This window comes from Sinanaerobacter chloroacetimidivorans, assembly GCF_018128545.1.
Taxonomy (GTDB): domain Bacteria; phylum Bacillota; class Clostridia; order Peptostreptococcales; family Anaerovoracaceae; genus Sinanaerobacter; species Sinanaerobacter chloroacetimidivorans.
Genome location: NZ_JAGSND010000007.1, coordinates 1 through 24229 on the forward strand (window position 1 = coordinate 1; position 24229 = coordinate 24229).

Consider the following 24229-nt stretch of genomic DNA (forward strand, 5'->3'; position numbering starts at 1 on the left):
AAGTGAGGTGTTATCTATCTTTTTTCTACTATAATAATCCACTCTTCGGGATAACTATTTCTTCGGTATTATCCTGGTTATCCCGATATCGGGATAACCAGGATCTTTCTATCGCCGGACAGCGCGCCGGTCTTGCAGGGGAACGTTCCAGCCTTTTTATGGACCAAGTCAGAATCGCAAGGGAGATGAGAAAAGCCGATGAACAGCGAGGAGTATCAGATCACCTTATCCGACATCGATTCCTCGTCTGGGAAAACGTCCCTGGAGCATTTTCCAGCGCAGACGGCGAGGATTTCAGGGCGGTCCTCGAAGAAATTGTCCGAATTAAGGACCGCGCCTGTCATGTGCCTCGACCTGACGACGGGACATGGCAATCTGCTGGGGCAATCGTATTGGGAGATGTATTCAGCCTGGCTTGGCGAGTGCTGGATGCTCAATACTGGGGTGTCGCCCAACGTCGCCGTCGAATCTTCCTTGTCGCGGATTTTGGAGGCCGGGCCGCACCCCAAATATTATTTGAGCAGGACAGCCTGTTTGGGAATTCTGCGCAGAGCGGAGGTCAGAGGCAAGGCGCTGCCGCCTCAACTCAAGGATGCCTTGATGACCCAGGCGGGGCTTGCCTGACTCCGTGGGATGTACAGAGCCGCCGCGTATTTAAGAACAGCGGGACATGGTCGGCTTGCTATAGCGGTGAAGGCGGAGAACACGGATCCGTCAAAACAGAAGAAAAAGCAGTCGTAGCCTTTGCCGCAAACCAACGGGATGAGGTGAGGGATCTTCAGAACATCGCCGGAGCCCTGGCCGCACAGCCCGGCATGAAGCAGCAGACCTTCGTAGCGAGCTTTTGCGCCGGCGCCGGTCCCGCGGCAGGCGGCATCGGATACAGTGAAGATCTTTCACCAACGTTGAAGGCATCTGAGAGTGGCACCAACATGGTGCCGGCCATTCTCTGTCTCAACGATCAGGGTGATCAATGCATGAGTGTTTCACAGGATATTTCAGGGACACTGCGGGCACAGATGCACAGCCAGCCTCTGGTGCTGGCAAACCAGCAGGGCGGCGCGGAAATCGGAGAGGGTGTCTGCCCAACCATTACCTCGGCGGCGGGAACCTCAGGAAACAATCAGCCTGTACTGTTTGAAAACCACGGCATCGACAGCCGCTACACCGGACCTCACGAGGTAGCGCCCACCATGTCCGCCCGTTATGGAACAGGCGGAAACAACCAGCCTTTGATATCACAACCCGATGAAGTCATCTGCATCTCCGGCAATACCATTGACCGGGAGCCGGAAAACGGCGGTAACGGTCTCGGCTGCCAGGCTGATCTCGCATATACATTAACCGGAGCCGACCGGCATGCCGTATACAGCCGCCAGCGCAGTGACGAATTCTCTGAAAATGACGTGGTCGCCACGCAAAGCGCCCGGCAGCATAAGGACGCCACCGATCTCGTCTGCCAACCCTATCAGGAAACGGTCGGAACTATCGGCTATAGCGGTCGCAAGGGCGTTAACAACCAGTTTGTGTCCAAGGACAATTGCGTTATGAAACGCCGTAAGCTGATCCGCCGCCTGACTCCGCTGGAATGCGAACGGCTTCAGGGCTACCCGGATGGCTGGACTGACATACCCGGCGCGTCGGACAGCGCCCGATATAAGGCGCTGGGCAATAGTGTGGCGATTCCCTGCGTAGACTTTGTCCTCCGGGGGATCGCGTATTTTTTATCAGAAACGAGAGGTGAATGACCGTGAATAAGCACATCGAAATCGATATGATATCTCCAATGTATATCTACCCGGACAACCTCAAGGCAAAGGCCACATTGTGGCTGTGGGAGCTGCGGGACATCGGGATTATCGGAATCGGCTGCCTGATTTCTGTTTTCATCCTTACGCAGTTAGGCTTCCTGCTGCCTATCGTTCTCACGGCGCTCTACGCCTTTTTGTCCATCCGCTTCGAGGATACCAGCATTCTTGAATTTATCCGCTGCGCCTTTTTATTCTTCATCGGGCACCAGCAGCTTTATAAATGGAGGGCGTGATATGAACAGAAAAGAAAAAAGAGCGGCGAAAGAAAATCAGTCCACTCGCCAGCTCATGGGCATCGCGGGCATCACCGATTACAGCCTGGTGACCGGCCATGGAAGGCTGGTTTTTTTTATCATCAAGCCGACCAACATCAGCGTCCTGTCCGACATTAGCGTCGCGGCACGGATCTATGCGCTGATGAACGTCCTCAAAGGCATCGCTGAAATCGAAATGCTATGTCTGAACTCCCGTGAGAACTTCGAGGACAATAAGAGCTTTCTGCGCCGGAGGATCGAAGCCGAGCAGAATCCTGTCATCCGAAAGCTCCTCCAGCAGGACTTGGCAAATCTGGATCGGATGCAGGTTCAGATGGCGACCGCGCGGGAATTTCTCATTATTATTCGTCTGCGGGACGAAAAGGAATCAGACGTTCTTCCATACCTCTCCCGGATTGAAAAAAGCCTGAAGGATCAGGGGTTTACCGCACGCAGAGCGGACGAGGCGGATATCAAGCGGCTGTTGGGTGTTTACTACGAACAGAACGTCACTACTGAAAAATATGAGGACTATGACGGAGAAAGGTGGGTGATTCTCGGTGAGTAAAATCAGAAAAAAAGAAACGGTGGAGGACGATAAAATCAAAGATTTCCTCGACATGGTAGCTCCTGGGATTATTAAATTCAGCACGGACCATTTCATATGCGGCAATACATTCCGCTGTGTGTGGGCACTGCGTGAGTACCCCACCAGCACCTCCGAGCAGGCGATCCTGCGGCACCTTGGGGAAAAGGACGGCGTTACGCTGCGCATCTATACCCGGCAGGTGACGGCAAACGAGGAAAAGAAGATCATCCATAACGCTGCCAACAAAAACCGCATGAACCGCAGCGCTACCCACGACCTCCAGCAGACCGTCACCGCGGAAAGCAACCTGCAGGATGTGGTGACGCTTGTATCCTCCATGCATCGAAACCGGGAGCCGCTCCTCCACTGCGCCGTCTACATCGAGCTGACGGCCCACGACCCGGACGAACTGAAGCTCCTTCAGACTGACGTACTGACCGAGCTGGTGCGAAGTAAGCTCAACGTGGACCGCCTGCTGCTTCGCCAGAGAGAGGGCTTTCTTACTGTGGGACCGGCGGGACACAATGTGTTCGGCAGTCAGTTTGAGCGGGTTCTGCCGGCCAGCTCCGTCGCCAACCTCTATCCTTTCAATTACAGCGGCAAGACCGACGCCCAGGGCTTCTACCTTGGGCGGGACAAATTCGGGAGCAATGTCATCGCGGACTTCGATCAGCGGGATGAGGACAAGACCAACGCGAACATCCTGATTCTGGGCAACAGTGGCCAGGGCAAGAGTCATTTGCTCAAACTGATCCTTTGCAACATCCTTGAATCCGGCAAGAACGTAATCTGTCTCGACCCCGAACATGAGTATGTCGAGCTTGCCGAAAACCTTGGCGGATGCTTCGTTGATCTGATGCGCGGACAGTATATGATCAATCCCCTGGAACCAAAAACATGGGACGAAGACGGAAGCCCCGGTGACGAGAATGCGCCGCAGACCTTCCGTCAGCGCACGAAGCTCAGCCAGCACATTTCCTTTCTCAAGGACTTTTTCAGGTGCTACAAGGATTTTTGCGACCGCCACATTGATGTGATCGAAATTATGCTGGGTAGGCTCTATGAAAAATGGGGCATCAGTGACCAAACCAATTTCAACAGGCTGACTGCCGATTCGTATCCCATCCTTTCCGATCTGTACACTCTGATCGAGGATGAGTACAAGAACTATGACACAGCAAAGTGTCAGCTTTACACAGCTGAGCTTTTACAGGAAATCCTGCTGGGGCTGCACTCCATGTGCCAGGGCGCCGAGAGCAAATTCTTCAATGGCCGCACCAACGTGACCTCCGATCGCTTCATCGTGTTCGGCGTCAAAGGTTTGTTGCAAGCCAGCCGTAATGTTAAAAACGCCTTGCTATTCAATGTGCTGTCCTTCATGTCGGACAGGCTCCTGACAGAGGGCAACACAACCGCTTCCATCGATGAGCTCTATCTATTCCTCTCAAACCTGACGGCAATTGAATACATCAGAAACTTTATGAAGCGTGTCCGTAAAAAAGAATCCTCCGTGATTCTATGTTCGCAGAACCTTGAGGATTTCAACATCGAGGGCATCCGAGAGCTGACCAAACCCTTGTTTTCCATTCCCACCCACGCATTCCTTTTTAACGCCGGCAACATCGACAAACAGTTTTATATCGACAGCCTGCAGCTTGAAGAATCGGAATACAACCTTATTCGTTTTCCCCAGCGCGGTGTGTGTCTGTACAAGTGTGGAAACGAGCGGTATAACCTTGCGGTCCATGCTCCGGCATATAAGGAGAAGCTGTTTGGAAAGGCGGGAGGGAGATAAAAGGAAGAAGGTGAAAAACAATGGCTGATCCAGCAACAATCGGGCTGGCGGTCAAGGCGGCGGTAACGGCCCTGTCGGATGAACGTCTCAGAAAGACCATCGGCTGGATCATCGCCGCTGTCTTGTCGCCCCTCATTTTAGTCATCGTCCTTATCTGTGGCCTGCTTTCCGGAACCGCTGATCATAACAATTCGGCGGTAGATTTATGCTTTAATGGAGGTGTCATTTCGGGTAATGTTCCCGAAAGCTATCGCGGCTATATCGAAGAAATGCGGAGCAGCTTCACTATGCTGGACGGCTCCATTGCCGCCCTGAATGCGGAAATGGAGGACGGCGAAAGCCTCGATTCGGTGAGGTTGAAAGCGATTTTTTACTCTCTGTTTTTCGGCGCGGAAAGTCCCTCCCGGCTGGAGCATCGAAAATTTGCCGAGTGCTTTGTCGCCTATGAAGAGCGTTCCCGCACCGTAACGAGCAATGACGGCACGGCCAGCGAAGAAGCTTACACCATGTCGGTTCCCATCGGGGAACTGCCTGTGGTATACGCAAACATCGCGTCAGCGATGGGCATGACGATTACAGCTGAGAATCAAGCCAATGCTACTGAAGTCTATTATCGTGTGCTTTACGGCAAACCGGCTCCCACCTACGGTGATGAGTTTGACCAATGGTCGAACAGCTTGCCCCTTTCCTCTGAGCCGTTCATCGGTGCGGATGGTTTCTGTTCTCCGCTGGGAAGTGATTGGAAAAGCTTAGTGACTTCCGAGTTCGGCTACCGAAAAGATCCGTTCACCGGAAAGGGTGCGGGGCACGGAGGAATCGACCTTGGCGCTCCCAAGGGGACTCCTATCCATGCGGCGCTTCCCGGTACCGTTTATGTTGTGCGCTATTCCACAAGCGGCTACGGTTATCATGTGATGATTGATCACGGCGGCGGCTTCGTTACCCTGTATGCTCATTGTTCCAAGCTTTTCGTCACCGAGGGGCAGAAAGTGGATGCGGGAACGGTCATTGCCGAGGTTGGCTCCACCGGCAGATCCACGGGACCTCACTTGCATTTTGAGGTGCGGATCGACGGAGAAAAACAGAATCCGAGAAACTATCTCCCGTGAAAAGGTCGAAAGGGATGGCAGGCCATTATGACAACACGCATGAAAACAACAGAGAAAAAGAAGGAGGATGACGCCATGATTGAGACGAATCAGGAGAAACCGACTCAGCCAGAGTATCTGGCATTAAGATCCCTATGCAAAAACCTGGCGGATTGTGTGGAGCATATCATTCAAACCGCCATGGAATCAGGACAGACGGAATATACCGTTCCTTACGAAACAATCAGTGAAGAGACAGGCATCAATGTGGAATTCAACGATGCTATTTTAACTGCCGTTCACGAAATGCTTCTGGAACGGCCGGAGCTTTCCGAGCTGGAAGCGTTGGAAACGGCCTTTCATCTGGAGGTTTCACAACAGCAGAACAGCAGGGTGGAAAAAAACAATCTGCCGAGGCTTGGAGATTTGCTTGCTTGCGAATGGAAGGATCTTCACCTGATCCATGATGAGATCGATCAGCTTCCTGCTACCATTGTTGAACTGTCAAACACCACTCTCACCGAATCCGGGAGGGCTGCCTGGGCGGACATTCTCAATGCAAAGGTCAAACAGATTTATGCTGGTTCATATGGTTTGCAGATGGAAGTGACCGGAGTTAAGGCATCCCGCCTTAAGGAATTCTCATATATGCTGGCTGGATACTGCTCCATAGAAGAGTATGAGATGTGGGTGGCGGGAGAGACAGAACCAAATCGGGAGTTAGAGCAATCCTGCTCGGAATAAACTGCCGCAGCATGCTGTGATTGAAAAAGATCTAGGAGGAAATGAAAATGGAAAAAGAAAACAAGAAAGAACTTCAAATCAACGTTGCTTATGACGAAAAGAAACTGGAAGCGATGACTTATTTTATGGAAGAAAAGAAAGTCACACTCGAATCTGCTATGCAGGATCATCTAAATGAACTGTATGAGAAATATGTTCCTACCGCGATGAGAAGGTATCTGAACAGGAATGATACCCCAGAGCAGCAGCAGGGCAGCAAACTCGGAACGAGGCAAGCGGAGGCGACTGGTCAGGGAAGCACTCCCGTAAAGAGACGGGAAGATCGCCGTCAGTCACGGGAGCAGAGTCAGGGCGATGCCTCCCCTTTAAAAGAAGTACAGACGGGGGAGCCAGCGGAAGAAAACAACCAGGGAATGTCCATGAGCATGTAAAAAGAAATAAGGAGAAGCTGTCAAAGGACCCCGTCTATGATCTGGAAAATTGTTTTAAGCGGTGGGAGGATTGTTATGTAAATGGAGGCTCGGATCCCTTTTGGTATGATGGGTTTAACTTAAACCTCATCCGCAGACATATCCTGGTTTACAAAATGAAAATCAAAGAGGAATACGATGTGGACGACTACCCGGAAATATATCATCGGGATACGCCACCAGAGGTTCCAGACGACTATATGGCAAATGCAGACTCAATCAGGGCGGGGGCTAAGAAGGCTCTCGCCCTGTATCTTGAGGATGAAAATTATTTGTATCTGTGGGAAAGTAAAGACAGAATTCCACAAAAGGCAGCGGAAAAGCTCAGTCTTAAAAGTATACTCGGCTGCGCTTCCTGCCTGGAATATGCCATCATTTCCGACGATCTTCTGGCGATGCGGCGGCATGGGAATGCGGCGGGGTATCTGTCTTGCTTTGCGTTTTGTGCCGAAAGAGTCCGTGAAATTTTGAAACCTGTGGAGGAATGCCAGGGGATGGTTATGAGCATGTAAAGGGGGTGAAAAAATGAAGCAGGATACCGTGACCGTCAGCTTTGATGCTGCAAAGCTTAAAGCAATCAAGCTGTATATGAGCCGGAAAGGGGTCTCCCTTGAACAGGAGCTGGCGGAACAATTGAATAAACTGTATGAGAAATATGTGCCTGTCAATGTCCGGGATTACATCGGTGAAACGGAAGATGTCGGAGCAGGGAACGCCCAGCCTCGCCAGGTAAAATAGAAGCTTTGGTGCGGTCTGCTTTTGACAGAAGCCAAATACCACAAGGAGGATTTATATGGGAGACACATCAATAGAACTGCGGATAAACCGGCATCAGTGCGACGCGCTTGAGCGTATCCTGACGGAGAGAGGTACGAATATCGAAACGGTGATGCAGGCACGGCTTATAGAGCTTTATTGTCAGACGATACCCGAACAGGAGCGCGTGGACATCAACAATCAGATAGAAAGCGAGCGCCTTGCAGCGGAGCAACGTGAAGCAGAACTCCGCCGCTTTTCTGTTTTCCGCATCACGGAAAAGGGTTCCACTGTCTTTCTCGAATGCAACCAAGCCCTTAATTTCATGCAGGTGGCTTACCAGACACGACGCTATCTGCGGCAGGAGATGGACCCTCCAAACAGCGCCTTTGCGGAATACTTTCTGCGTAACGGCACGCTGATCAGCGAGGAAAAATTCCGTATGCTGGCGGGAGAACGTATTGAGGGAAGTCACAACATCACTAGCCTTTGTGATATTGATCTCGACTGTGGGATGTTCCATACGGCCCATCATCTGGAAGGATGGGCAAGCTTCCGGCTCAAAGATGTGATCACTGCCGCTTATCATGCTTATCGCAAGAGCTACTGCAGCAACGACGACATGTGGAGGATCTTTCTGGATTACCTCGACGGCAGACAGATCACGGAAGCCTCCGCCGCCATGAGCATGGAGATGTGAAGTCCTTACCCGGATGCCGGGGAAGGCTTACATTTTATGCGGCTGTGCCCTTCAAAGTTTTTCGCGTGCTTTTGATTTTTCACTTGCTTTTGACGGCGGAGGGCTTTATTGTGTCGCTTGAGGTTGAAGCCTTGAAAATACTCACAAGGAGGGATTTTTTATGAGCAAAGCAACGAAATCACTTGGACCAAATGAACTAATTGGGATGCTGACACTGGAGGCCGTAAATTTATTATTTCTTGGTGGCAATGCGGACGAGCCGGACGTCAGAAAGCTGGAATCGCTCATCGCACTGATAGCTGAGGCATGGGAGTTACCGCAGGAGGCCTTAGATCAAAGCAAGAAAATTATTGATGCGGAGCGCGAAGCGGTACGCCATATAGTGCGTGGTGAAAAGGCGAAGAGATTGATTCCACAAAATGAACTCCTGCAATGCGTCGGAAGCGCCGATATTATACAGAGCGTGTGGGGACTTTTTGAAACGGCTGTCCGACTTGACACGCGGGAGAAACGGGAGCAAATCTTGCAAAATACCAAGTTTCTAGCCGAATATCTAGGGATGGAGGAATGGATTTTTCACACCAAAATTCTTCATCGTAATAAGGTCGATATGACTGATCCCGCAGCACCGTCACCTCAGATCTCTCTTGGCTGACAATGATAACAATCCTTGCCCCGTATTACCCCTGTGTACCGCTTTACCGGTCAGGGTGGCATCCGTGTACCCCAAGCCAGCCAGAAGCGCCGTGTCGGGCTTTTGGAAAAGCTAAAAAGACATAAAACTGGCGCGTCAGGCAGAAAAGCGGGGATTAACTCCCTGTCGAAAAAAGAGCAGGATAAAGGCGGGTGGTCGCAGGCGACTACCCGCCGCCCACTTCGCCCAGCAGTGCTGGGCGTTTTCTAGTTTTCTGCTCAGGTGGTCGGATTCGGGCTTTGGCACAGTCAGGGTGGTCGGAATCCCAAGGAGTCCAAGCGACCAGAGGCTTTTGAGCGGTCACCTGACAGGTGGCTGTCTGCGGAATGGAGGAATCGAAGTGAAAAACAACAAGGAAAGAACCGCCATCTGGCTCTATCCCGAGACGATGGACCGGATGGACGGATGGCTTGAAAAGGACAACTGCAAAAGCCGCAGTGAGTTTGTCGAGAAGGCCCTTTGCTTCTACATGGGATACCTTGGAACCGAGGACACATCCTCCTATCTTTCCAAAGCCTTGCTTTCGTCGATTCAGGGAACCTTACAGAAAACGGAAGATCGGGTAGCAGGGAATCTCTTCCGGCTCTCGGTGGAGATCAGCATGATGATGCATCTGTTGGCAACCACGCTTCACATCACGGACGAAGAACTGCGCAGACTGCGAGGGCGCTGCGTCGTCGAGGTAAAAAGGACCAAGGGGAGAATCCGGCTGGATGACGCGGTACAATTCCAGAACGGCCCGGATGACGAAGAATAATGGCACGCATCATTCTCAAGTGTCCCTATCTCAAGGGCGGCAGTAAAAAGACCGCCTCTCACTTAGGCCACCTCGTCAAATACATTGCCACCCGCGAGGGCGTGGAGAAGATCAAGAGCGGCCATGAGCACTGGCATTCTACGAAAAAACAGCAGAAACTGATTTCTCAAATTCTCCAAGAATTTCCCGAAAGCAAGGAACAGTTTGAATATGAGGACTATCTCGTTCAGCCTAACCGGGAAAACGCTTCGGAATTTATTACTATCGCACTGGAGCAGAACCTCGATAAGATCGGCGGCCGTGAAAAATATCTGGATTACATTGCAAACCGCCCACGTGTCGAAAAGCTTGATACTCACGGTCTGTTCACCGGAGGGGATGCCCCTCTTATCCTCGCACAAGTCGCAGAGGAAGTATCGGCGCATACCGGAAACGTATGGACGCCGATCGTTTCCCTGCGCAGGGAGGATGCGGCACAGATGGGTTTCGACAGCGCCCAATCATGGAAGGCGCTGCTTTCCTCCAAAGCGCCGGAACTTGCAGAGAACCTGAAAATTCACCCTGACCACTTGAAATGGTATGCTGCCTTTCATAACGAATCCCACCACCCTCATATTCATATGATTTGCTACAGCACCGACCCCGGCGAGGGCTATCTTACAAAACAGGGTATCCAAAAGATGAAGTCCTCTCTGGCACAGGAGATTTTCAGGCAGGAGCTTATTCCGCTCTATGAAGAAAAGACTCGGCAGCGGGAAGAGTTGAAAGAGCAGGCTGTCGAAACGATGCGTGAGCTGATCCGACAGATGAAGAATGGAATCTTACAGAGCGACCGGCTGGAACAGCTCATCTCCTACCTTGCAGACCAGCTCCGTGACGTCTCCGGCAAAAAGCAGTACGGCTATCTTCGACCCGAGCTGAAAAATGTTGTTGATGAGATCGTAGACGAACTGGCAAGGGATAGCAGGGTGTCAGAAGCCTATCGTTTCTGGTGGGAAACCAGAGGGAGGATTGAGGCAGTCTATACCGAGACGCCGACCGATCTATTTCCACTCTCCCGCTGTGCGGATTTTAAACCGATCCGAAACATGGTTATTCAGGAAGCCATGCACATCAGTGATGGGACTCTGACCTTTGAAGAACCGGTATCGGTTGATACGATCCTGCCGGCACCGACGTCAGCAGATGAGCCGGAACCGGATCTGTCAGATGACCCGGAGCCAGAAAATGAATTGGATTCGGAGAGTGAGCCGAAACCGGAACTTGACGATGATGGTCAGGGCGATGTCCTTCCGGAAGGTGAGGTCCTTGATCCGATGGGTGATTTCAGAAAACAGGCGTCTCGGCATGAGCCCTCTGACTCCTGGTGGACAGATGAATATTTACTGGCAAAGCAATATCTGTTTGGGGATGAGGAAGACGAAATCCCGCGTGATTTTAAGGAGGCTCGCGTTCTGTTTTTATCCGAGGCGGAAAGGGACAATCCACTCGCCATGTACGATCTCGGCAGAATGTGTGCGGACGGCCTTGGCTGCGAAGCAAACGCGGAGGAATCCTGGAAGTGGTATGAAAGGGCCCTTGACGGATTTTACATGGCAGAGCTAGAAAAGCCTTGGAAGTATACCGAGTACCGCATCGGGAAAATGTATGCCGCGGGGCTTGGTACGGAGCAGGACTATGAGAAGGCCGCGGACTGGCTGACTCTGTCCGCCAATAAAAAATACAAATATGCCCAATACTCACTCGCCGGCCTTTATTACCACGGCAAAGGTGAAGAGCAGGATCATGAGAATGCATTTTCTCTCTATTTAAGTGCGGCAAACCAGAGATTTCCCTACGCCAGCTTCGAGCTTGGTAAAATGCTGCGGGACGGGATCGGCTGCAGGACAAACAGCGCTCGTTCGGAGCAGCGCTTCCAGGAAGCATTCGACGGCTTTACTTCTCTGGAATCCCAGAGTCATGACGATATGCTCCAGTACCGTCTCGGCTGGATGCTCTTAAACGGCGTTGGTACGGAAAAGAATATTCCGCAGGCAAATGAGTATCTGGAGAAGTCGGCTGGTGTAGGAAACCTTTTCGCCGGCTATCAGCTTGCTCGGTTGATCCTGTCCGAAGACGGCGCCAGCCCGGACGATGTAAAAAAGGCGCTTAATTATCTTCGTCAGGCGGCAGAGGCAGAAAATCCCTATGCTGCATATTTTCTCGGCAAGCTCTACCTCCGCGGTGATGACATCCTGAGGGATGTGGAAGAGGCACTGTGCTGGTTCCGTTTTGCCGCAGAAAAGGGAAACCAGTATGCCGAATGCGCCCTGGGCATTCTTTATCTAAAGGGAGAGGATGTTCCAAAGGATGTGGCTGCGGCATTAGAATACCTGAAACGTGCTGCCGGAAAGGGCAACCAGTTTGCGCAGTACCACCTGGGCAAGATTTATCTTACCGGCGAGGATATCCCGAAGGATATGGAGGAGGCGCGGCGATATCTGATTGCGGCCGCGCAGCAGGGAAATCAGTACGCGCAGTATCTCCTCGGCAAGCTGTACCTGACGGGGAAGGATGTTCCGAAGGATAAGGAGGCTGCTTTTCGGTGGTTTACCCTGTCGGCAACCCAGGGGAATCTTTATGCCCAATTTTTCCTCGACCATATGGATGATTTTAAGGAACCGTCTGTGCTTCTGGCGGGAACCCGGTTGCTGCATCATTTGAGTCGCATCTTTTCAGACAACGCGCCTCTCCTGAAACCGCCCGGCCTGAAGATCGACAGAAAGCGCAGATTGAAGCTGAACGAGAAGAAGTGCGGCACAGGCCACGCCAGAGGTGATCACGAATCGGCCATGAGTCTGTAATTTTTGGCGACCCCTCGTGGATCTGCTAAGAAACGAAAAGGAGGTGCCATATGGGCGTTTACATTCATTTCACAGAGGAACAAAAGCTTCGCGCCAACAACGTAGATCTTGTAGATTTTCTCCAGAAGCGCAGTGAAAAGCTGCTCCCCAGCGGCCGGGAAAAGCGCATTGCATCTGATCGCAGCATCACCATCCATGGAAACGAATGGTATGATCATTCCTTGGAATACGGTGGGTATGCCATCGACTTTGTCCAGCAGTTTTATCACCTGTCCTATCCGGAGGCTGTGACCATGCTGCTGAGCGGCGAACAGGGCGAAGTTTACCGATCGGCAGAAGAAACGCAGGTGGAACCAAAGAAGCCGTTCGCTCTGCCCGCGGCCCACAGCGATATGCGCCGTGTCTATGCTTATCTGGTTAAAACACGGCTCCTGGACCACGTGGTGGTCAGCACTTTTATAAAAGAGAAACTTCTCTACGAAAGCTGTGAAAAATCAAAGGACGGCAAGAAAGAATATCACAACGCCATATTCGTGGGTTTTGATGAGCACGGCATTCCGCGCCATGCTCATAAACGCGGACTCTATACAAAGGGCGCCGGCTTCAAGGGCAATGTGGATGGCAGTGATCCCGCTTACAACTTTCACTATATCGGCACGGGCAATGCCCTCTATGTGTTCGAAGCCCCGATTGATCTGCTGTCCTACATCACCCTGCGCCCGCAGGATTGGGAAAAGCATAGTTATGTAGCACTCTGCGGACTTTCTGAGTACGCCATGACTAGGCTGCTGGAACTGCATCCGAACATCAATCGTGTGGTTCTGTGCCTTGACCATGACGCCGAAGGAATCGAAGCCTCAGAAAAATATTTCGACATGCTCACAGGATGGGGAATCCTCTGCGAACAGGAGCTGTCCGCTCAAAAGGACTGGAATGAAGATATCAAGGCGGCTCATGGCTTTCCCGCCATTCCTGCCGAGGAACATCCTCAGCGCCTGCTCTGCGAAGTGATCTGCGCAGGCCTTGGCGAGGGGATGCAAGATAGTCAAGCCGACTGTTCCCCGGATGCCTTTTCCGCGCTCTTGGCTACGACCCGCGCCCATCTGCATGGGGGGCGTTTTTTACAGGCGGAGGACTGTTTGTGGGATATGCTCTGCCGCGCAGTGAATACCGCCGCAAAGGAATACCGCCAGATGGATCACAGCAGGGACCATGCCACAGTGCAGGCCCGGTTGCAGTACGGATTCAAAACTTATGAAAACCGGAGAAAGATCAAGGCGCGGCTGGATTTGCTGGAGGCAGACATCATAGCCCTTCGGAGCTTCGACCGTGTGCTCACCTCGGGAGAAAAAGATGATTTAGCGGAACGATTTGAAAGCATCGCCGCCCACTGCTTGAAGTCAGTGATCCTAATAGAGCAACACCTGCAAAAACAAGAGCAAAAACAGGAAATGAAATTATCCATGCAGTAAAGGAGGGAATCGAATTGCAATCCCAGGTATCAATTCTGATCGGAGCGGCAGCCATCATGTTTACCGTCATCGGCGGGCTGTCGCTGCTGGCTCATTACTATACCTTAAACGGTATCAAGAGCCATACGGTAGGCGACGGCCAACATGGCACCGCCCGCTTTGCGGCAGAAAAAGAAATTCGAACCACCTATGAGCATATTCCCTTTCAGCCGAAGCTCTGGCGAAAGGGCGAAAGTCTTCCGACCGCGCAGGGCATCATCCTCGGAAGCAAAGGAAAGAATAACAGCATTACGGCGCTGGTGGATACCGATGATGTCCACTGTCTGATGATCGGCGCATCCGGCGTGGGTAAAACGGCCTTTTTCCTGTATCCCAATCTGGAATACGCCTGCGCTTCAGGTATGAGTTTTTTGACGACCGACACCAAAGGCGATCTATTTCGCAATTATGGGGCCATCGCAAAGGATTACTACGGTTATCATGTAGCCGTGATCGATCTGCGGAACCCCACCCGCTCAGACGGAAACAATATGCTGCATTTGGTCAATACCTACATGGATCGTTACCTCGCGGACAACAGCAATTTAACGGCAAAGGCCAAGGCTGAGAAATATGCAAAAATTATTGCCAAGACCATCATCAACGCAAGCGGCGAGAACTACGGCCAAAATCAGTTTTTCTATGATGCCGCCGAGGGCCTGCTTACGGCGGTAATTCTTCTCGTGGCGGAGTATCTGCCTCCCTCGGAGAGTGAGGGGGAGAAAACAGACTGCCGCCACATCATCAGTGTGTTTAAATTGGTGCAGGATTTGATGGCTCCGAGCCGTGTTAAGGGCAAGAGTCAGTTCCAGTTGCTCATGGATAATCTGCCCAACAACCACAAGGCCCGCTGGTTCGCCGGCGCCGCCCTTAATTCTGCCGAACAGGCCATGGCATCGGTACTCTCTACCGTACTCTCTAGGCTCAACGCCTTCCTCGACAGTGAGATGGAGCAGATCCTATGCTTCGATACCGTCCTCGATGCGGAAAAATTCTGCAATGAAAAATCCGCACTGTTTATCGTGCTGCCGGAGGAAGACTTAACCAAATATTTCATGGTCAGCCTGATGATTCAGCAGCTCTACCGCGAGATCCTTGCCGTAGCGGATGAAAACGGCGGGAAGCTTAAAAATCGCGTGATGTTTTATTGCGACGAGTTGGGAACACTCCCCGCCATCGAGTCACTTGAGCTGATTTTTTCAGCCTCGCGTTCACGTCACCTCTCCATGGTGCCGATCATACAATCGTTCGGTCAGCTTCAGAAAAACTATGGCAAAGAGGGGGCTGAAATTATTGTTGATAATTGCCAGGACGTCATCTTCGGCGGCTTTGCACCCAACAGTCAGACCGCCGAGGTGCTCTCCAAGGCGATGGGCAGCCGCACCGTTATGAGCGGAAGCATCAGCAGGGGAAGGAACGATCCCAGCCAATCCCTTCAAATGATGGAGCGCCCCCTCATGACGGCTGACGAATTGAAGTCCATTCCCAAAGGGAATTTTGTGGTCATGAAAACAGGCGCTCATCCAATGCGCACCAAGCTTCGTCTGTTTCTTGATTGGGGTATTACTTTCAATGGAGTTTATGCCGTGCCTGAAAAAAGCAACCGCAAGGTTATCTATGCCGATAAACTTACTTTGGAGGAAAATATCGTCCGCAAACACCTGTCCTGTTTCACCATGCCGGGTGATGATACGGAAGATCGAGAAATGCCCGGAGGCACCGGAGCACTCCACACCCCTGTGGAAGAAGCTCCCGATGGCGCATCACGCCGCAGGTCCATACTCAGAACGTAAGGAGAAATGCCATGAGTTATTTCAACTCCATCTATGCCGCCTCACCCGATGAGTTTCCTCACCGGGCGAGAACCGTCTATATGTATCTGAAGGATCGTGCAGGAAAGGGACCGGACTGTTGGCCTGCTGTGAACACCATCGCCGCTGATCTGCAACTTTCCCGCAGCACCGTCAAACGTGCCCTGCACGATCTTGTCAAAGCTGGGCTGATCGAAAAGGAAGCCCGCTATCGCGAGAACGGGAGCCGCACCTCCAATCGGTTTATTTTAAAAAAGCAATAGACTCGCATAAGTAAATAAGATCAGCTTCCGCCAAGGGAACCCTGCGACTTTTTGCTGAACCGAGTGTCGGTTCATGGTGAACCGCCAAGAACCTCCCACTCTAAAGAATTCTTATCACAGAAAAAGAAGATGTTAGTGGCCAATAACATGTAATTAGTGCATACTTTCATCTCAAAGAAATTGGAACGCTTTGCATTACCTGTAAGATAACGCAACTATTTACTCACCGTTGGTTCTAACACTGTCAATGTATTATTAATTGTATTGAGGTTGACCATTGCACCAATTGGTATAGCAGCTTTATACTTGCCGTGTCCAGATGCGATATTTGTTAATAAAGGTTTTCCTAGTGGAACCATTACCTCTGAAATCAAGTCTTCATAAGACTTCCCATATTCATCTGTACAGTTGGTACATTCACCCATTACGATACCAATGCAATCATTGAATTTACCCGCTGTCTTCAGTTGATTAATATATCTGTACACAGTGTTGACAGGCTCATGGGTCTCTTCAATCAAGAGGATTTTTCCTTTGGTGTTAATATCATAAGGTGTACCAAGTGAACCAACAAACGATGTTAGATTGCCTCCAACCAAAGGTCCTGTAACATTGCCTGGAACTCTGCTAATGGTCAGCATGTCGGGTGGATTTGAGATTTGTCTGGGTGAAAACATTGTTGATGTGGTATTAAAGTATTGCTCAAAGTTATATGCAGGTGTGCTATCTCTAAAGTCAAGCAGCAATAGGCTATGAAAGGTTATTTGGTTGGTAAATTGGTATAAAACGTTTAACAAAATGGTTATATCGCTATAACCTGAAATTATTTTTGGATTATTTGCAATAAAGGAATAATCAAGGTATGGTAATATCCCTTCGACTCCTACTCCACCTCTTGTCGGTAAAATTGCTTTTACATTGGTATTTTTATACATGCTCATCAAATCAGATGCCCTTTGCTGGTCGGTTCCTGCCAGATAGCCGTTGCTCGCATAAACATAATGACCTAAAACAACATTAAATCCAAGGTTTTTCAAAAAAGCGATCCGATCATCTATTTCAGTGGGATCCAGAGGGCTCCCAAGCGTGACAATTCCAATAGAATCCCCAATATTTAAAATTGGTGGTCGTGTTGTCATAATAATCACTTCCAATCACTTGTATTATATGAATCAACTATTTCAGATGTTAATTGATGAAAAATTGCATAATCATGCTAGAACCATTTAATATTAATTCCTGTATTCTTGACCGGATGCACACACTGATTAAAATAGATGTAAAAACCTCCTCGCTGATGTATATCTTACATCAACCAAGAGGTTTACACGAAACTTTGGAACCAACTAAATTCTAAATTTAGCCCCCCTATATAGGTAAAATAATTCTTGCTAATGTTCCAGAACCCTCATTACTTGTAATTTCAATTTTACCATTATGCAATTTCACAATTGATTCGGCAATATGTAAGCCTAATCCGGAGCCGCCGGTTTCTCTGTTTCTTGCCTTATCAACGCGGTAGAATCGCTCAAAGATATTCCCAAGTTCCTCTTGTGGAATTCCGATACCGTAGTCTTTAATGCCAATAATAATATTTTCATCATTCTTTTCTATAAAACAGTCAATTTTATCGGCGCTATATTTCAATGCATTATCCAGCAATATAACAATAACTTGTTTGATTCTTAATTCATCAACCGAAACGATGAGCGGTGAGTAACTGAAGGACAGATTTATTTCACGCTTATAAACGGATTGTAATTGATCTGCCGTACTTTGGCATAACGCTACGAGATCCGTTTCATTTAGAACGATAGAGTTGTCCAGATTCGCTAAATCAAGAAATGCCTCGGTCATTTTCTGAATTCTAGTTGTCTCTAAGTGTATAGTCTGAACTGCATCTCTAGCCATAATTTCATCTTGAAATCCTTGTCTTTGCAGCAGATTAGCGTAACTTTTTATCACTGTCAACGGTGTTTTAAATTCATGAGATGCATCCGAAACAAATTGCTTTTGTTTTTCCATATTCCCCTGAAGCCTGTCGATCATTTTATTAAAAGTCATGACCATAGTATACAGTTCGTCTTTTGTATCCTTTTGCATATCGATTTTCACCATTGAACCGCTTTTTTCAATTCTATCCATTGTAGAAATCATGTTGAAAACAGGCTTCATGATAAGATTGCTTAACCATCTTCCGCCAATCAGCGATAGAACCGCTGCAAAGATAGTGCTGGATATTAATATAACTCGAAGAATCTCCCTTCTTAGTTCCAGCCCCAGAAGGCGTTCTGAAATCTGCAAGCAGATGACGCCCTGATTCCCAAGCCGAATAGGCACATTGGCGACCAATACCTGCACCTCTCCTTTTTGCCCTGCTATGACACGGGTTTTAATATTTTTCGTATTTACATATTTAGCCTTGATCTTTTGAGACAGTATTTTATCATTTGTTACCTCAGTCATAACTCTATTACCCGGAAGGATGATCCGGATGAAAGAATCCTCGACTAATGAATTATTTAATATCTTATCAAGGTCATTAGAAATTTGGTCTTTCTCTATTTCTTTTGTTATTTGGTCAGCCTTATCAAAGATGTTATTTTGCTCCATATGAATCATAGTTTCCATAAATAAAAAGAAAACAATAATATTTATAACAACTAGCAACCCAACTATCCAAGCGGTTGTAAGCAAATTAATTTTCGTAGTGATTCTCATTCTATTTCTCCTTCAATGTATACCCAACACCACGGATTGATAGGATGAAAGTCGGATCATCCAGTTTCTTTCTGAGGTGTCGAATGTAGACGTCAATTACATTCGTGTCCCCCTCATATTCATAACCCCATACATTTGTCAAAATGTTATCGCGCGTAACCACTCTGTTTTTATGGTCTATTAAGTAAACCAACAGTTCATACTCTTTCTGTGTCAATTGGAAGGTTGTACCGGCCTTCGTCACTTCTCTGGAGACCGTATCGACCGTTATCTCACCTACCGTAATGATCGGATCATGCTCACTTGATGCATTCCGCTTTTCCAATAATTCATTATGACGAACCGCGGCACGAACACGCGCCAATAATTCTTCTGTTTCGTAAGGCTTTGTAATATAATCATCTGCCCCCAGGTCTAATCCGAAAACCTTATCCATCGTCGCATTACGTGCCGTCAAAAGGATGACGGGGGTATGGTTGTTAACCTTTCTATACCTTCGTAAAACTTCGGAACCGCTTAGTTTTGGCAACATAAGATCTAATAAAATCAAATCAAAATTAGATTGCAGCATCATTTCAAGACCAGAGTCTCCATCATACGCTAAAGCGGTCTCAAATCCTTCGTATTCAAGTTCGAGCTTAAGGACTTTTGCAATCTGAACTTCATCTTCAACTATTAAAATACTTTTTTTCATATTAACCTCCGAACTACTGATTATGAGAGAATTCTATCTTACTTTACGAAGATTGTTCACAGTTAATTACTACAGTCGTTTATTGATTCGTGCTCAATAAAATCAGCGCATGACAGAGTTTAAATATCATGAAAGGCTTTCAGTGCGATTTATTCTTGATTCTTTTATATTCCAAATAGGTTAGTGCAATCATTATAATATCAAATATACTAAGCAATATTAAAAATGCGGACTGAGTTAATGTATAACGATATATCTGGTAAGCAATAAATATTATTAAAACAAGGATGGCAAGCGGATAAGCCCACAGCTTCTTTTTCCACAATAAGTGAATCAGGATGCACTTTATAACGCCATGTGACATTAGATAGAATACGGCAAAATGTTGCGTACTGATCGAAAAGCTGCCGCTTACATGCAATAGATAATTTGCTACTATATCCCGTGGATCTTCCGACAGCTCATGTTTTGTCAAAAAACGAGTCAGCAAATTCAGTCTGTTGGGAGTAAGAAATAACAAAAAAACACTACCGATGATCTCCAGCAAACCGTGAATTCCCTTTAGAAGAAGCCCTATTTCAAAGCCTACATGAATGATTTCATTGGCTTTCTGTTTATTGACATTATCTTTCATAGAAGTTTTCCGCAAATACACGTCCTTTCTTCGTTCTAAGCGCCTTTCACTGTCTTCCGGAAAAACTTGATCAAATTATCTTTATCTAAAATAAGTAAAATTATTATGGCAGATAGAATGCCAATGATTCCTCCGAATAAAAACGGCGAGTCGGAATTGATATGGTCCCACAACAGACCGGCAATAATGGAAGACAGGAGCAGACCAATGCCCTGAAGCATACCGTAAAGTCCGAGTATAGTCCCCTTGAGGCCAGGCGGAGAGTTTTCTACGATAAACGCCCGTTCTGCACCGCTGATAAAAGCGTTGTATGCGCCATACGCAATAAACAGGATCACGATGGCAGGTTTCTCCGACAGAAATGAAAATCCGAGATAAACAAGTCCGTAGATCAGGTATCCCGGCACAAGGATCTTACTTCTCCCGAATCTATCGGACAACTTGCCTGACGGGATGGCAAGCACGGAAGCGGACACATTAAAAATCAGATACAACAAAATGACCTGCGCTGCTGAAAATCCTCTTTCCTGTGCTTTCAGCAGCAAGAATGTGTTGGATGAATTCCCAAGGCAGAAAATAAAGATAACGGCGAGATACACTTTCAGCTTACCATCAAACTTTAACCCCTTAAGTGTGAGCTTTTCACATACCGTTTCTCTGTTTTTATCTTCCCTGACGGCAAAAATGATCAAAACTCCGATAACTGCAGGAATGATAGAAAATAGGAATGCCTTGTGAAACCCAAAGTTAGTCGCCACAAAAATATAAGCAAACAAAGCGCCGAGTGATGATCCGGCCATATCCAGCATTTTATGCAACCCGAACGAACCGCCAAGCTTTTTCACATCACTGGACTGCGCTACAAGCGCGTCGCGCGGAGCGGTTCGAATGCCTTTTCCCGTGCGGTCAATTACTCTGGCTACTAAAACGCCGGGCCATGACGCAGCCAGAAGAAGAAATATTTTGTAGATAACGGATGCCGAATATCCTGCGAATGCAAGACGTTTTTTATTGTGATATACGTCTCCAATATAACCGCTGAAGACCTTGAGAAGTGATGCAATGCTTTCGGCAAGTCCTTCAATAACACCTACGATTGCGGGTGACGCCCCAAGCGTGGCGGTAAGGTATAGAGGCACCAGAGGATAAACCATTTCGGTGCTCATATCGACAAACATGCTGACAAGCCCCAACAATACTATATTAGAGAAAACTTTGCTCTTTTTCAATACTTTGATCCTCCATTAGCATTTTGACCCTTCTTTTAATTGATTCAAATCTTTCGGCTTTATCTGCTGAGCTCACTTCAATCGGTTCGTGAAAACCAAGAATGATTTCATTAAAAGGCAGCGGCAATTTATAGTTATCCCATCTTTTTCGGAATTCAATTTTTCTTTTCACGCTTATCGCAACCGGCATTAGTTTCCTTTTCGTCAGAAGAGCCGTGACGAATGAAAAGTCCTTCGGGACATGATACGGTCCAAGCGGTCCGTCTAAGGAAATTGCCAGATTTGATACGTCCTTATTATTAACAATATCTCTGATTTTGAATAAGTAATTACCGCCATCAGAGGTATCCGGAATCCGGATCGTATGATATCCGAAATAGTTGCAGATCCCCGCTATGTAGTCACCCCGTCGATCCCTCGTAACGGCAACGTACAATTTCGAACCCTTTAATGCTGGATATAGGCAATACGTATCTCCGTGCCAAAATAAAGCAATCACTTTTTCTCTGTTTTCCTGAGTCAGAACTTCTTTATCGCCGTAGATAATAATTTTGCTTGTACGATACACAAAATTAATATATCCCACAAGAAGATAAACTGCAATCTTTCCCCAAATTTTTTTAAGCATCCTTGCTCTCCCGTGGCTGTTCATTTCTGGTCTGGATTGTTTTTTTATAAAATGACTCGACTCTCTCCGCCATCTTTTCCATTGAATAGTTCTGAGCATATAAGAGTGCATTGGAGCCCATCGTCTCGAGTTCATTTTTATTTTCAAGGAGACAGATTACTTTCTCCGCCCAGGCTTCAATTTCCATCGGCGTTTTATAGCCGTTATATCCGTCTTTGATCACATCATCTGTTCCGCTCGATCGAATGCAGGCTACCGGGCATTTCCCTGCCATAGCCTCCAGAAGAACCATCCCCTGTGTTTCGGATACAGAGCTGAAAACGAAAAGGTCTGAAGCCAGGTAATATCCGGCGATTTTTTCCGGATCTACCGAACCAATCAATAAAATGTCATCAGATAGTGAATACTCATCGACTAAGTTCTTTATGTTCTCTCTTTCCGGTCCGTTTCCGATAATCATGCATTTAAATCTGACATCGGTATTTTCTTTTACGTATTTCAGCCCCCGAATTAAAAAATTGATATTCTTTTCTACGGCCAGTCTGGAAACGGAACACAGCAGGGTTTCACCATTCGGGGCTTGAGAAAGCCTTATATTATTAATGAAATCATCATCAATAACATTATATTTTTCAAAATCGATTCCGGTAGGCAGAACAAGCTTCTGCCGGCTTACACCTACATTTACCAGATATTCTTTGACTGAAAGAGTCGGCGCTATGACGGCATCACACTTTTGAGCAAATTTTCTGGTCATCCTGTGAGACAGAATGTTTTTAAATACCATTTTAAAAATCGGCAGATTTTCAGAATACATTTCAAGACGGGTGTGATAGGTCAGAACCACAGGGATATCATATTTCAGTCCCAGCTTTAGTCCCCTTTTTCCCATCCAGAAGGGATGATGAACGTGAATGACGTCATATTTGTTTTTTATAAATTCCCTGTTGATATCAGGGGAATAGATATTTGCGATCGCGAAATCAAATTTGTTGGTCTTTCTGTAATTCAGCAGCTTGCAACGAACAACGCCTTCCTCCGCTTCAACCGCTCCCGGATATTGAGGCGCAAAGATCACTACGCTGTTTCCCCTGTTCCGCAAGGCAATAGCAAGTCTTCTTATGGAAACAGGAACTCCTCCGAGAAACGGGAAATAGTTGTTTGTGAACATTGCTATATTCAATTTACCATCCGGTACAGGAGCTTTTCCGGAACCGGTAAAGTTCCTGTAATAATGGACTTCCTTAGAGACTTTTCTGTAAAGCACCAAGAATAACAGGAGAACACCGAACATCAGCAGGAGGATGTTGATAAACTGAGCATAAAAAATCGAATGGATAAAGATCCAAAGGCTCTCGATCCTTCTTGTTATTGAATGCGTTGCATTGAGTGATACTGCTTGGGGCTCGACGACTACTTTATCACCGGTGACATCTACCTTTAAATAGTGATAACTGCTGTTTGTGGAATCATCCAGCAATACCCCTCCGGCTCCTCCGCTAAGATAATACGAAACGCCATCTATAACTTTTTTCTCATAATCTGTAGATCCATTCGTAAATACGCCCGTTACCTTATGCTTTGAGAATTGTGTCTTAAGAAAACTTCTGAAGCCCTCTTTTTTAATATAATTGCTGTCGGCAAACAAATCCTGGTTGCCTGGCTCAACCGGCGAGTCATTCATGAATACGAACTTTCGGCTGTAATTATCCGCTTTGACCAACTCATTTACGATCCAATCCTTTTGCCAGTCGGCAGAGGTCATGCCTGTAGTATCAATGAAGATAAAATAACTGTCGTCATACACAAACGAATAGTAGAAAGGTCCAAAGTGCTTATAAAACCTTTCGCCTCCGCCGTCCGAGATCTCACTTTCTCCCAAACCCATCAGATACGGAACGGTAAGCTTGCTTAGCGATTTATTTAAGATTCGGTATTTGTCTTCGGTTCCATCGAGTACTGAATTTCCGGTTGAAATAACGAAACCAATGCTCTTATCTGCGTTAATGTCATTGATCATCTTATCCTGAAATACGTCAATTGAATTCTTTATTGATCCAACAATAGCAAACGAATAGGAAGCCTTTTGTTCTCCGTTTTGAATCATTTTCATGTTTTTATAATTGCTTTCATGAAAGTTGGATTCACTGGAGATTAAATAGATCTTATAGGATAGCAAGGCAATAATGATAATGCCAATAGTGTAAATGAGTCTTTTTAATGATTTTTTGTCCAAA

General features: G+C 47.6%; 23 protein-coding genes. 16 read left to right on the forward strand and 7 right to left on the reverse strand.

The window, feature by feature from the left end:
• From KCX82_RS11220 to KCX82_RS11295, 16 genes are all read left to right on the forward strand, one after another.
• A partial coding sequence (locus KCX82_RS11220; RefSeq protein ID WP_227018563.1) for a DNA cytosine methyltransferase occupies positions 1–1748 on the forward strand: 1748 nt, incomplete at its 5' end.
• A gap of 2 nt (positions 1749–1750) precedes the next feature.
• On the forward strand, positions 1751–2044 hold the full coding sequence (locus tag KCX82_RS11225; RefSeq protein WP_465250650.1) for a hypothetical protein: 294 nt from the start codon (positions 1751–1753) through the stop codon (positions 2042–2044).
• A 1-nt stretch (position 2045) separates the two neighbouring features.
• Positions 2046–2633 (forward strand): hypothetical protein, encoded by a 588-nt coding sequence (locus tag KCX82_RS11230; protein WP_227018564.1) that lies wholly within the window; start codon positions 2046–2048, stop codon positions 2631–2633.
• Positions 2626–4449: a VirB4 family type IV secretion system protein gene (locus KCX82_RS11235; protein ID WP_465250651.1), complete on the forward strand. Its 1824-nt coding sequence runs from the start codon at positions 2626–2628 to the stop codon at positions 4447–4449. The genes KCX82_RS11230 and KCX82_RS11235 overlap by 8 nt, the downstream gene beginning before the upstream one ends.
• 20 nt (positions 4450–4469) lie before the next feature.
• Positions 4470–5558 carry a M23 family metallopeptidase gene (locus KCX82_RS11240; protein ID WP_227018565.1) on the forward strand — a complete coding sequence of 363 codons (1089 nt, stop codon included), beginning with the start codon at positions 4470–4472 and terminating at the stop codon, positions 5556–5558.
• A 75-nt stretch (positions 5559–5633) separates the two neighbouring features.
• Positions 5634–6281, forward strand: a complete 648-nt coding sequence (locus KCX82_RS11245; RefSeq protein ID WP_227018566.1) for a hypothetical protein — start codon at positions 5634–5636, stop codon at positions 6279–6281.
• A gap of 47 nt (positions 6282–6328) precedes the next feature.
• Entirely contained in the window at positions 6329–6712 is a 384-nt protein-coding gene (locus KCX82_RS11250) for a DUF6103 family protein (RefSeq protein ID WP_227018567.1), read from the forward strand.
• Positions 6713–6867: 155 nt separating this feature from the next.
• Positions 6868–7263 (forward strand): hypothetical protein, encoded by a 396-nt coding sequence (locus tag KCX82_RS11255; protein WP_227018568.1) that lies wholly within the window; start codon positions 6868–6870, stop codon positions 7261–7263.
• 13 nt (positions 7264–7276) lie between these two features.
• Positions 7277–7489 carry a DUF6103 family protein gene (locus KCX82_RS11260; protein ID WP_227018569.1) on the forward strand — a complete coding sequence of 71 codons (213 nt, stop codon included), beginning with the start codon at positions 7277–7279 and terminating at the stop codon, positions 7487–7489.
• Positions 7490–7544: 55 nt separating this feature from the next.
• Complete coding sequence (locus KCX82_RS11265; protein WP_227018570.1) at positions 7545–8207, forward strand: hypothetical protein; 663 nt, start codon at positions 7545–7547, stop codon at positions 8205–8207.
• Positions 8208–8367: 160 nt separating this feature from the next.
• On the forward strand, positions 8368–8862 hold the full coding sequence (locus KCX82_RS11270) for a hypothetical protein (protein WP_227018571.1): 495 nt from the start codon (positions 8368–8370) through the stop codon (positions 8860–8862).
• A 379-nt stretch (positions 8863–9241) separates the two neighbouring features.
• Positions 9242–9658, forward strand: a complete 417-nt coding sequence (locus KCX82_RS11275) for a hypothetical protein (RefSeq protein ID WP_227018572.1) — start codon at positions 9242–9244, stop codon at positions 9656–9658.
• Positions 9658–12501 (forward strand): MobP3 family relaxase, encoded by a 2844-nt coding sequence (gene mobP3, locus KCX82_RS11280; RefSeq protein WP_227018573.1) that lies wholly within the window; start codon positions 9658–9660, stop codon positions 12499–12501. Before KCX82_RS11275 ends, mobP3 begins: the two co-directional genes overlap by 1 nt.
• Before the next feature lie 50 nt (positions 12502–12551).
• Complete coding sequence (locus KCX82_RS11285) at positions 12552–13973, forward strand: DUF3991 and toprim domain-containing protein (RefSeq protein ID WP_227018574.1); 1422 nt, start codon at positions 12552–12554, stop codon at positions 13971–13973.
• Between the two features lie 14 nt (positions 13974–13987).
• On the forward strand, positions 13988–15805 hold the full coding sequence (locus KCX82_RS11290) for a VirD4-like conjugal transfer protein, CD1115 family (RefSeq protein WP_227018575.1): 1818 nt from the start codon (positions 13988–13990) through the stop codon (positions 15803–15805).
• An 11-nt stretch (positions 15806–15816) separates the two neighbouring features.
• Positions 15817–16086 (forward strand): helix-turn-helix domain-containing protein, encoded by a 270-nt coding sequence (locus KCX82_RS11295; RefSeq protein WP_227018576.1) that lies wholly within the window; start codon positions 15817–15819, stop codon positions 16084–16086.
• A 215-nt stretch (positions 16087–16301) separates the two neighbouring features.
• Here the strand turns inward: KCX82_RS11295 and KCX82_RS11300 are convergent, their stop codons facing one another.
• The 7 genes from KCX82_RS11300 to KCX82_RS11330 all read right to left on the reverse strand — a co-directional run bounded on the left by KCX82_RS11300 (position 16302) and on the right by KCX82_RS11330 (position 24228).
• Positions 16302–17225 (reverse strand): S66 peptidase family protein, encoded by a 924-nt coding sequence (locus KCX82_RS11300; protein ID WP_227018577.1) that lies wholly within the window; start codon positions 17223–17225, stop codon positions 16302–16304.
• Between the two features lie 229 nt (positions 17226–17454).
• The gene (locus KCX82_RS11305) at positions 17455–18807 is read right to left on the reverse strand and encodes a sensor histidine kinase (RefSeq protein ID WP_227018578.1); all 1353 of its coding nucleotides are present in this window, start codon (positions 18805–18807) and stop codon (positions 17455–17457) included.
• A 1-nt stretch (position 18808) separates the two neighbouring features.
• Positions 18809–19501 carry a response regulator transcription factor gene (locus KCX82_RS11310; protein WP_227018579.1) on the reverse strand — a complete coding sequence of 231 codons (693 nt, stop codon included), beginning with the start codon at positions 19499–19501 and terminating at the stop codon, positions 18809–18811.
• Positions 19502–19640: 139 nt separating this feature from the next.
• On the reverse strand, positions 19641–20135 hold the full coding sequence (locus tag KCX82_RS11315; RefSeq protein ID WP_227018580.1) for a DUF2127 domain-containing protein: 495 nt from the start codon (positions 20133–20135) through the stop codon (positions 19641–19643).
• Between the two features lie 35 nt (positions 20136–20170).
• Positions 20171–21364, reverse strand: coding sequence for an MFS transporter (locus KCX82_RS11320; protein ID WP_227018581.1), 1194 nt, complete (start codon positions 21362–21364; stop codon positions 20171–20173).
• On the reverse strand, positions 21339–21992 hold the full coding sequence (locus tag KCX82_RS11325) for a lysophospholipid acyltransferase family protein (RefSeq protein ID WP_227018582.1): 654 nt from the start codon (positions 21990–21992) through the stop codon (positions 21339–21341). Before KCX82_RS11325 ends, KCX82_RS11320 begins: the two co-directional genes overlap by 26 nt.
• Positions 21985–24228, reverse strand: coding sequence for a glycosyltransferase (locus KCX82_RS11330; RefSeq protein ID WP_227018583.1), 2244 nt, complete (start codon positions 24226–24228; stop codon positions 21985–21987). The genes KCX82_RS11325 and KCX82_RS11330 overlap by 8 nt, the downstream gene beginning before the upstream one ends.
• Between the last annotated feature and the right edge of the window lies 1 nt (position 24229).

What these genes read in the sequence shown, in the direction of transcription:
- KCX82_RS11230 (WP_227018564.1), top strand. Translation starts at nt 2,046, where the DNA reads ATGAACAGAAAAGAAAAAAGAGCGGCGAAAGAAAATCAGTCCACTCGC.
- KCX82_RS11240 (WP_227018565.1), top strand. Translation starts at nt 4,470, where the DNA reads ATGGCTGATCCAGCAACAATCGGGCTGGCGGTCAAGGCGGCGGTAACG.
- KCX82_RS11245 (WP_227018566.1), top strand. Translation starts at nt 5,634, where the DNA reads ATGATTGAGACGAATCAGGAGAAACCGACTCAGCCAGAGTATCTGGCA.
- KCX82_RS11250 (WP_227018567.1), top strand. Translation starts at nt 6,329, where the DNA reads ATGGAAAAAGAAAACAAGAAAGAACTTCAAATCAACGTTGCTTATGAC.
- KCX82_RS11255 (WP_227018568.1), top strand. Translation starts at nt 6,868, where the DNA reads ATGAAAATCAAAGAGGAATACGATGTGGACGACTACCCGGAAATATAT.
- KCX82_RS11260 (WP_227018569.1), top strand. Translation starts at nt 7,277, where the DNA reads ATGAAGCAGGATACCGTGACCGTCAGCTTTGATGCTGCAAAGCTTAAA.
- KCX82_RS11265 (WP_227018570.1), top strand. Translation starts at nt 7,545, where the DNA reads ATGGGAGACACATCAATAGAACTGCGGATAAACCGGCATCAGTGCGAC.
- KCX82_RS11270 (WP_227018571.1), top strand. Translation starts at nt 8,368, where the DNA reads ATGAGCAAAGCAACGAAATCACTTGGACCAAATGAACTAATTGGGATG.
- mobP3 (WP_227018573.1), top strand. Translation starts at nt 9,658, where the DNA reads ATGGCACGCATCATTCTCAAGTGTCCCTATCTCAAGGGCGGCAGTAAA.
- KCX82_RS11285 (WP_227018574.1), top strand. Translation starts at nt 12,552, where the DNA reads ATGGGCGTTTACATTCATTTCACAGAGGAACAAAAGCTTCGCGCCAAC.
- KCX82_RS11295 (WP_227018576.1), top strand. Translation starts at nt 15,817, where the DNA reads ATGAGTTATTTCAACTCCATCTATGCCGCCTCACCCGATGAGTTTCCT.
- KCX82_RS11300 (WP_227018577.1), bottom strand. Translation starts at nt 17,225, where the DNA reads ATGACAACACGACCACCAATTTTAAATATTGGGGATTCTATTGGAATT.
- KCX82_RS11305 (WP_227018578.1), bottom strand. Translation starts at nt 18,807, where the DNA reads ATGAGAATCACTACGAAAATTAATTTGCTTACAACCGCTTGGATAGTT.
- KCX82_RS11310 (WP_227018579.1), bottom strand. Translation starts at nt 19,501, where the DNA reads ATGAAAAAAAGTATTTTAATAGTTGAAGATGAAGTTCAGATTGCAAAA.
- KCX82_RS11315 (WP_227018580.1), bottom strand. Translation starts at nt 20,135, where the DNA reads ATGAAAGATAATGTCAATAAACAGAAAGCCAATGAAATCATTCATGTA.
- KCX82_RS11325 (WP_227018582.1), bottom strand. Translation starts at nt 21,992, where the DNA reads ATGCTTAAAAAAATTTGGGGAAAGATTGCAGTTTATCTTCTTGTGGGA.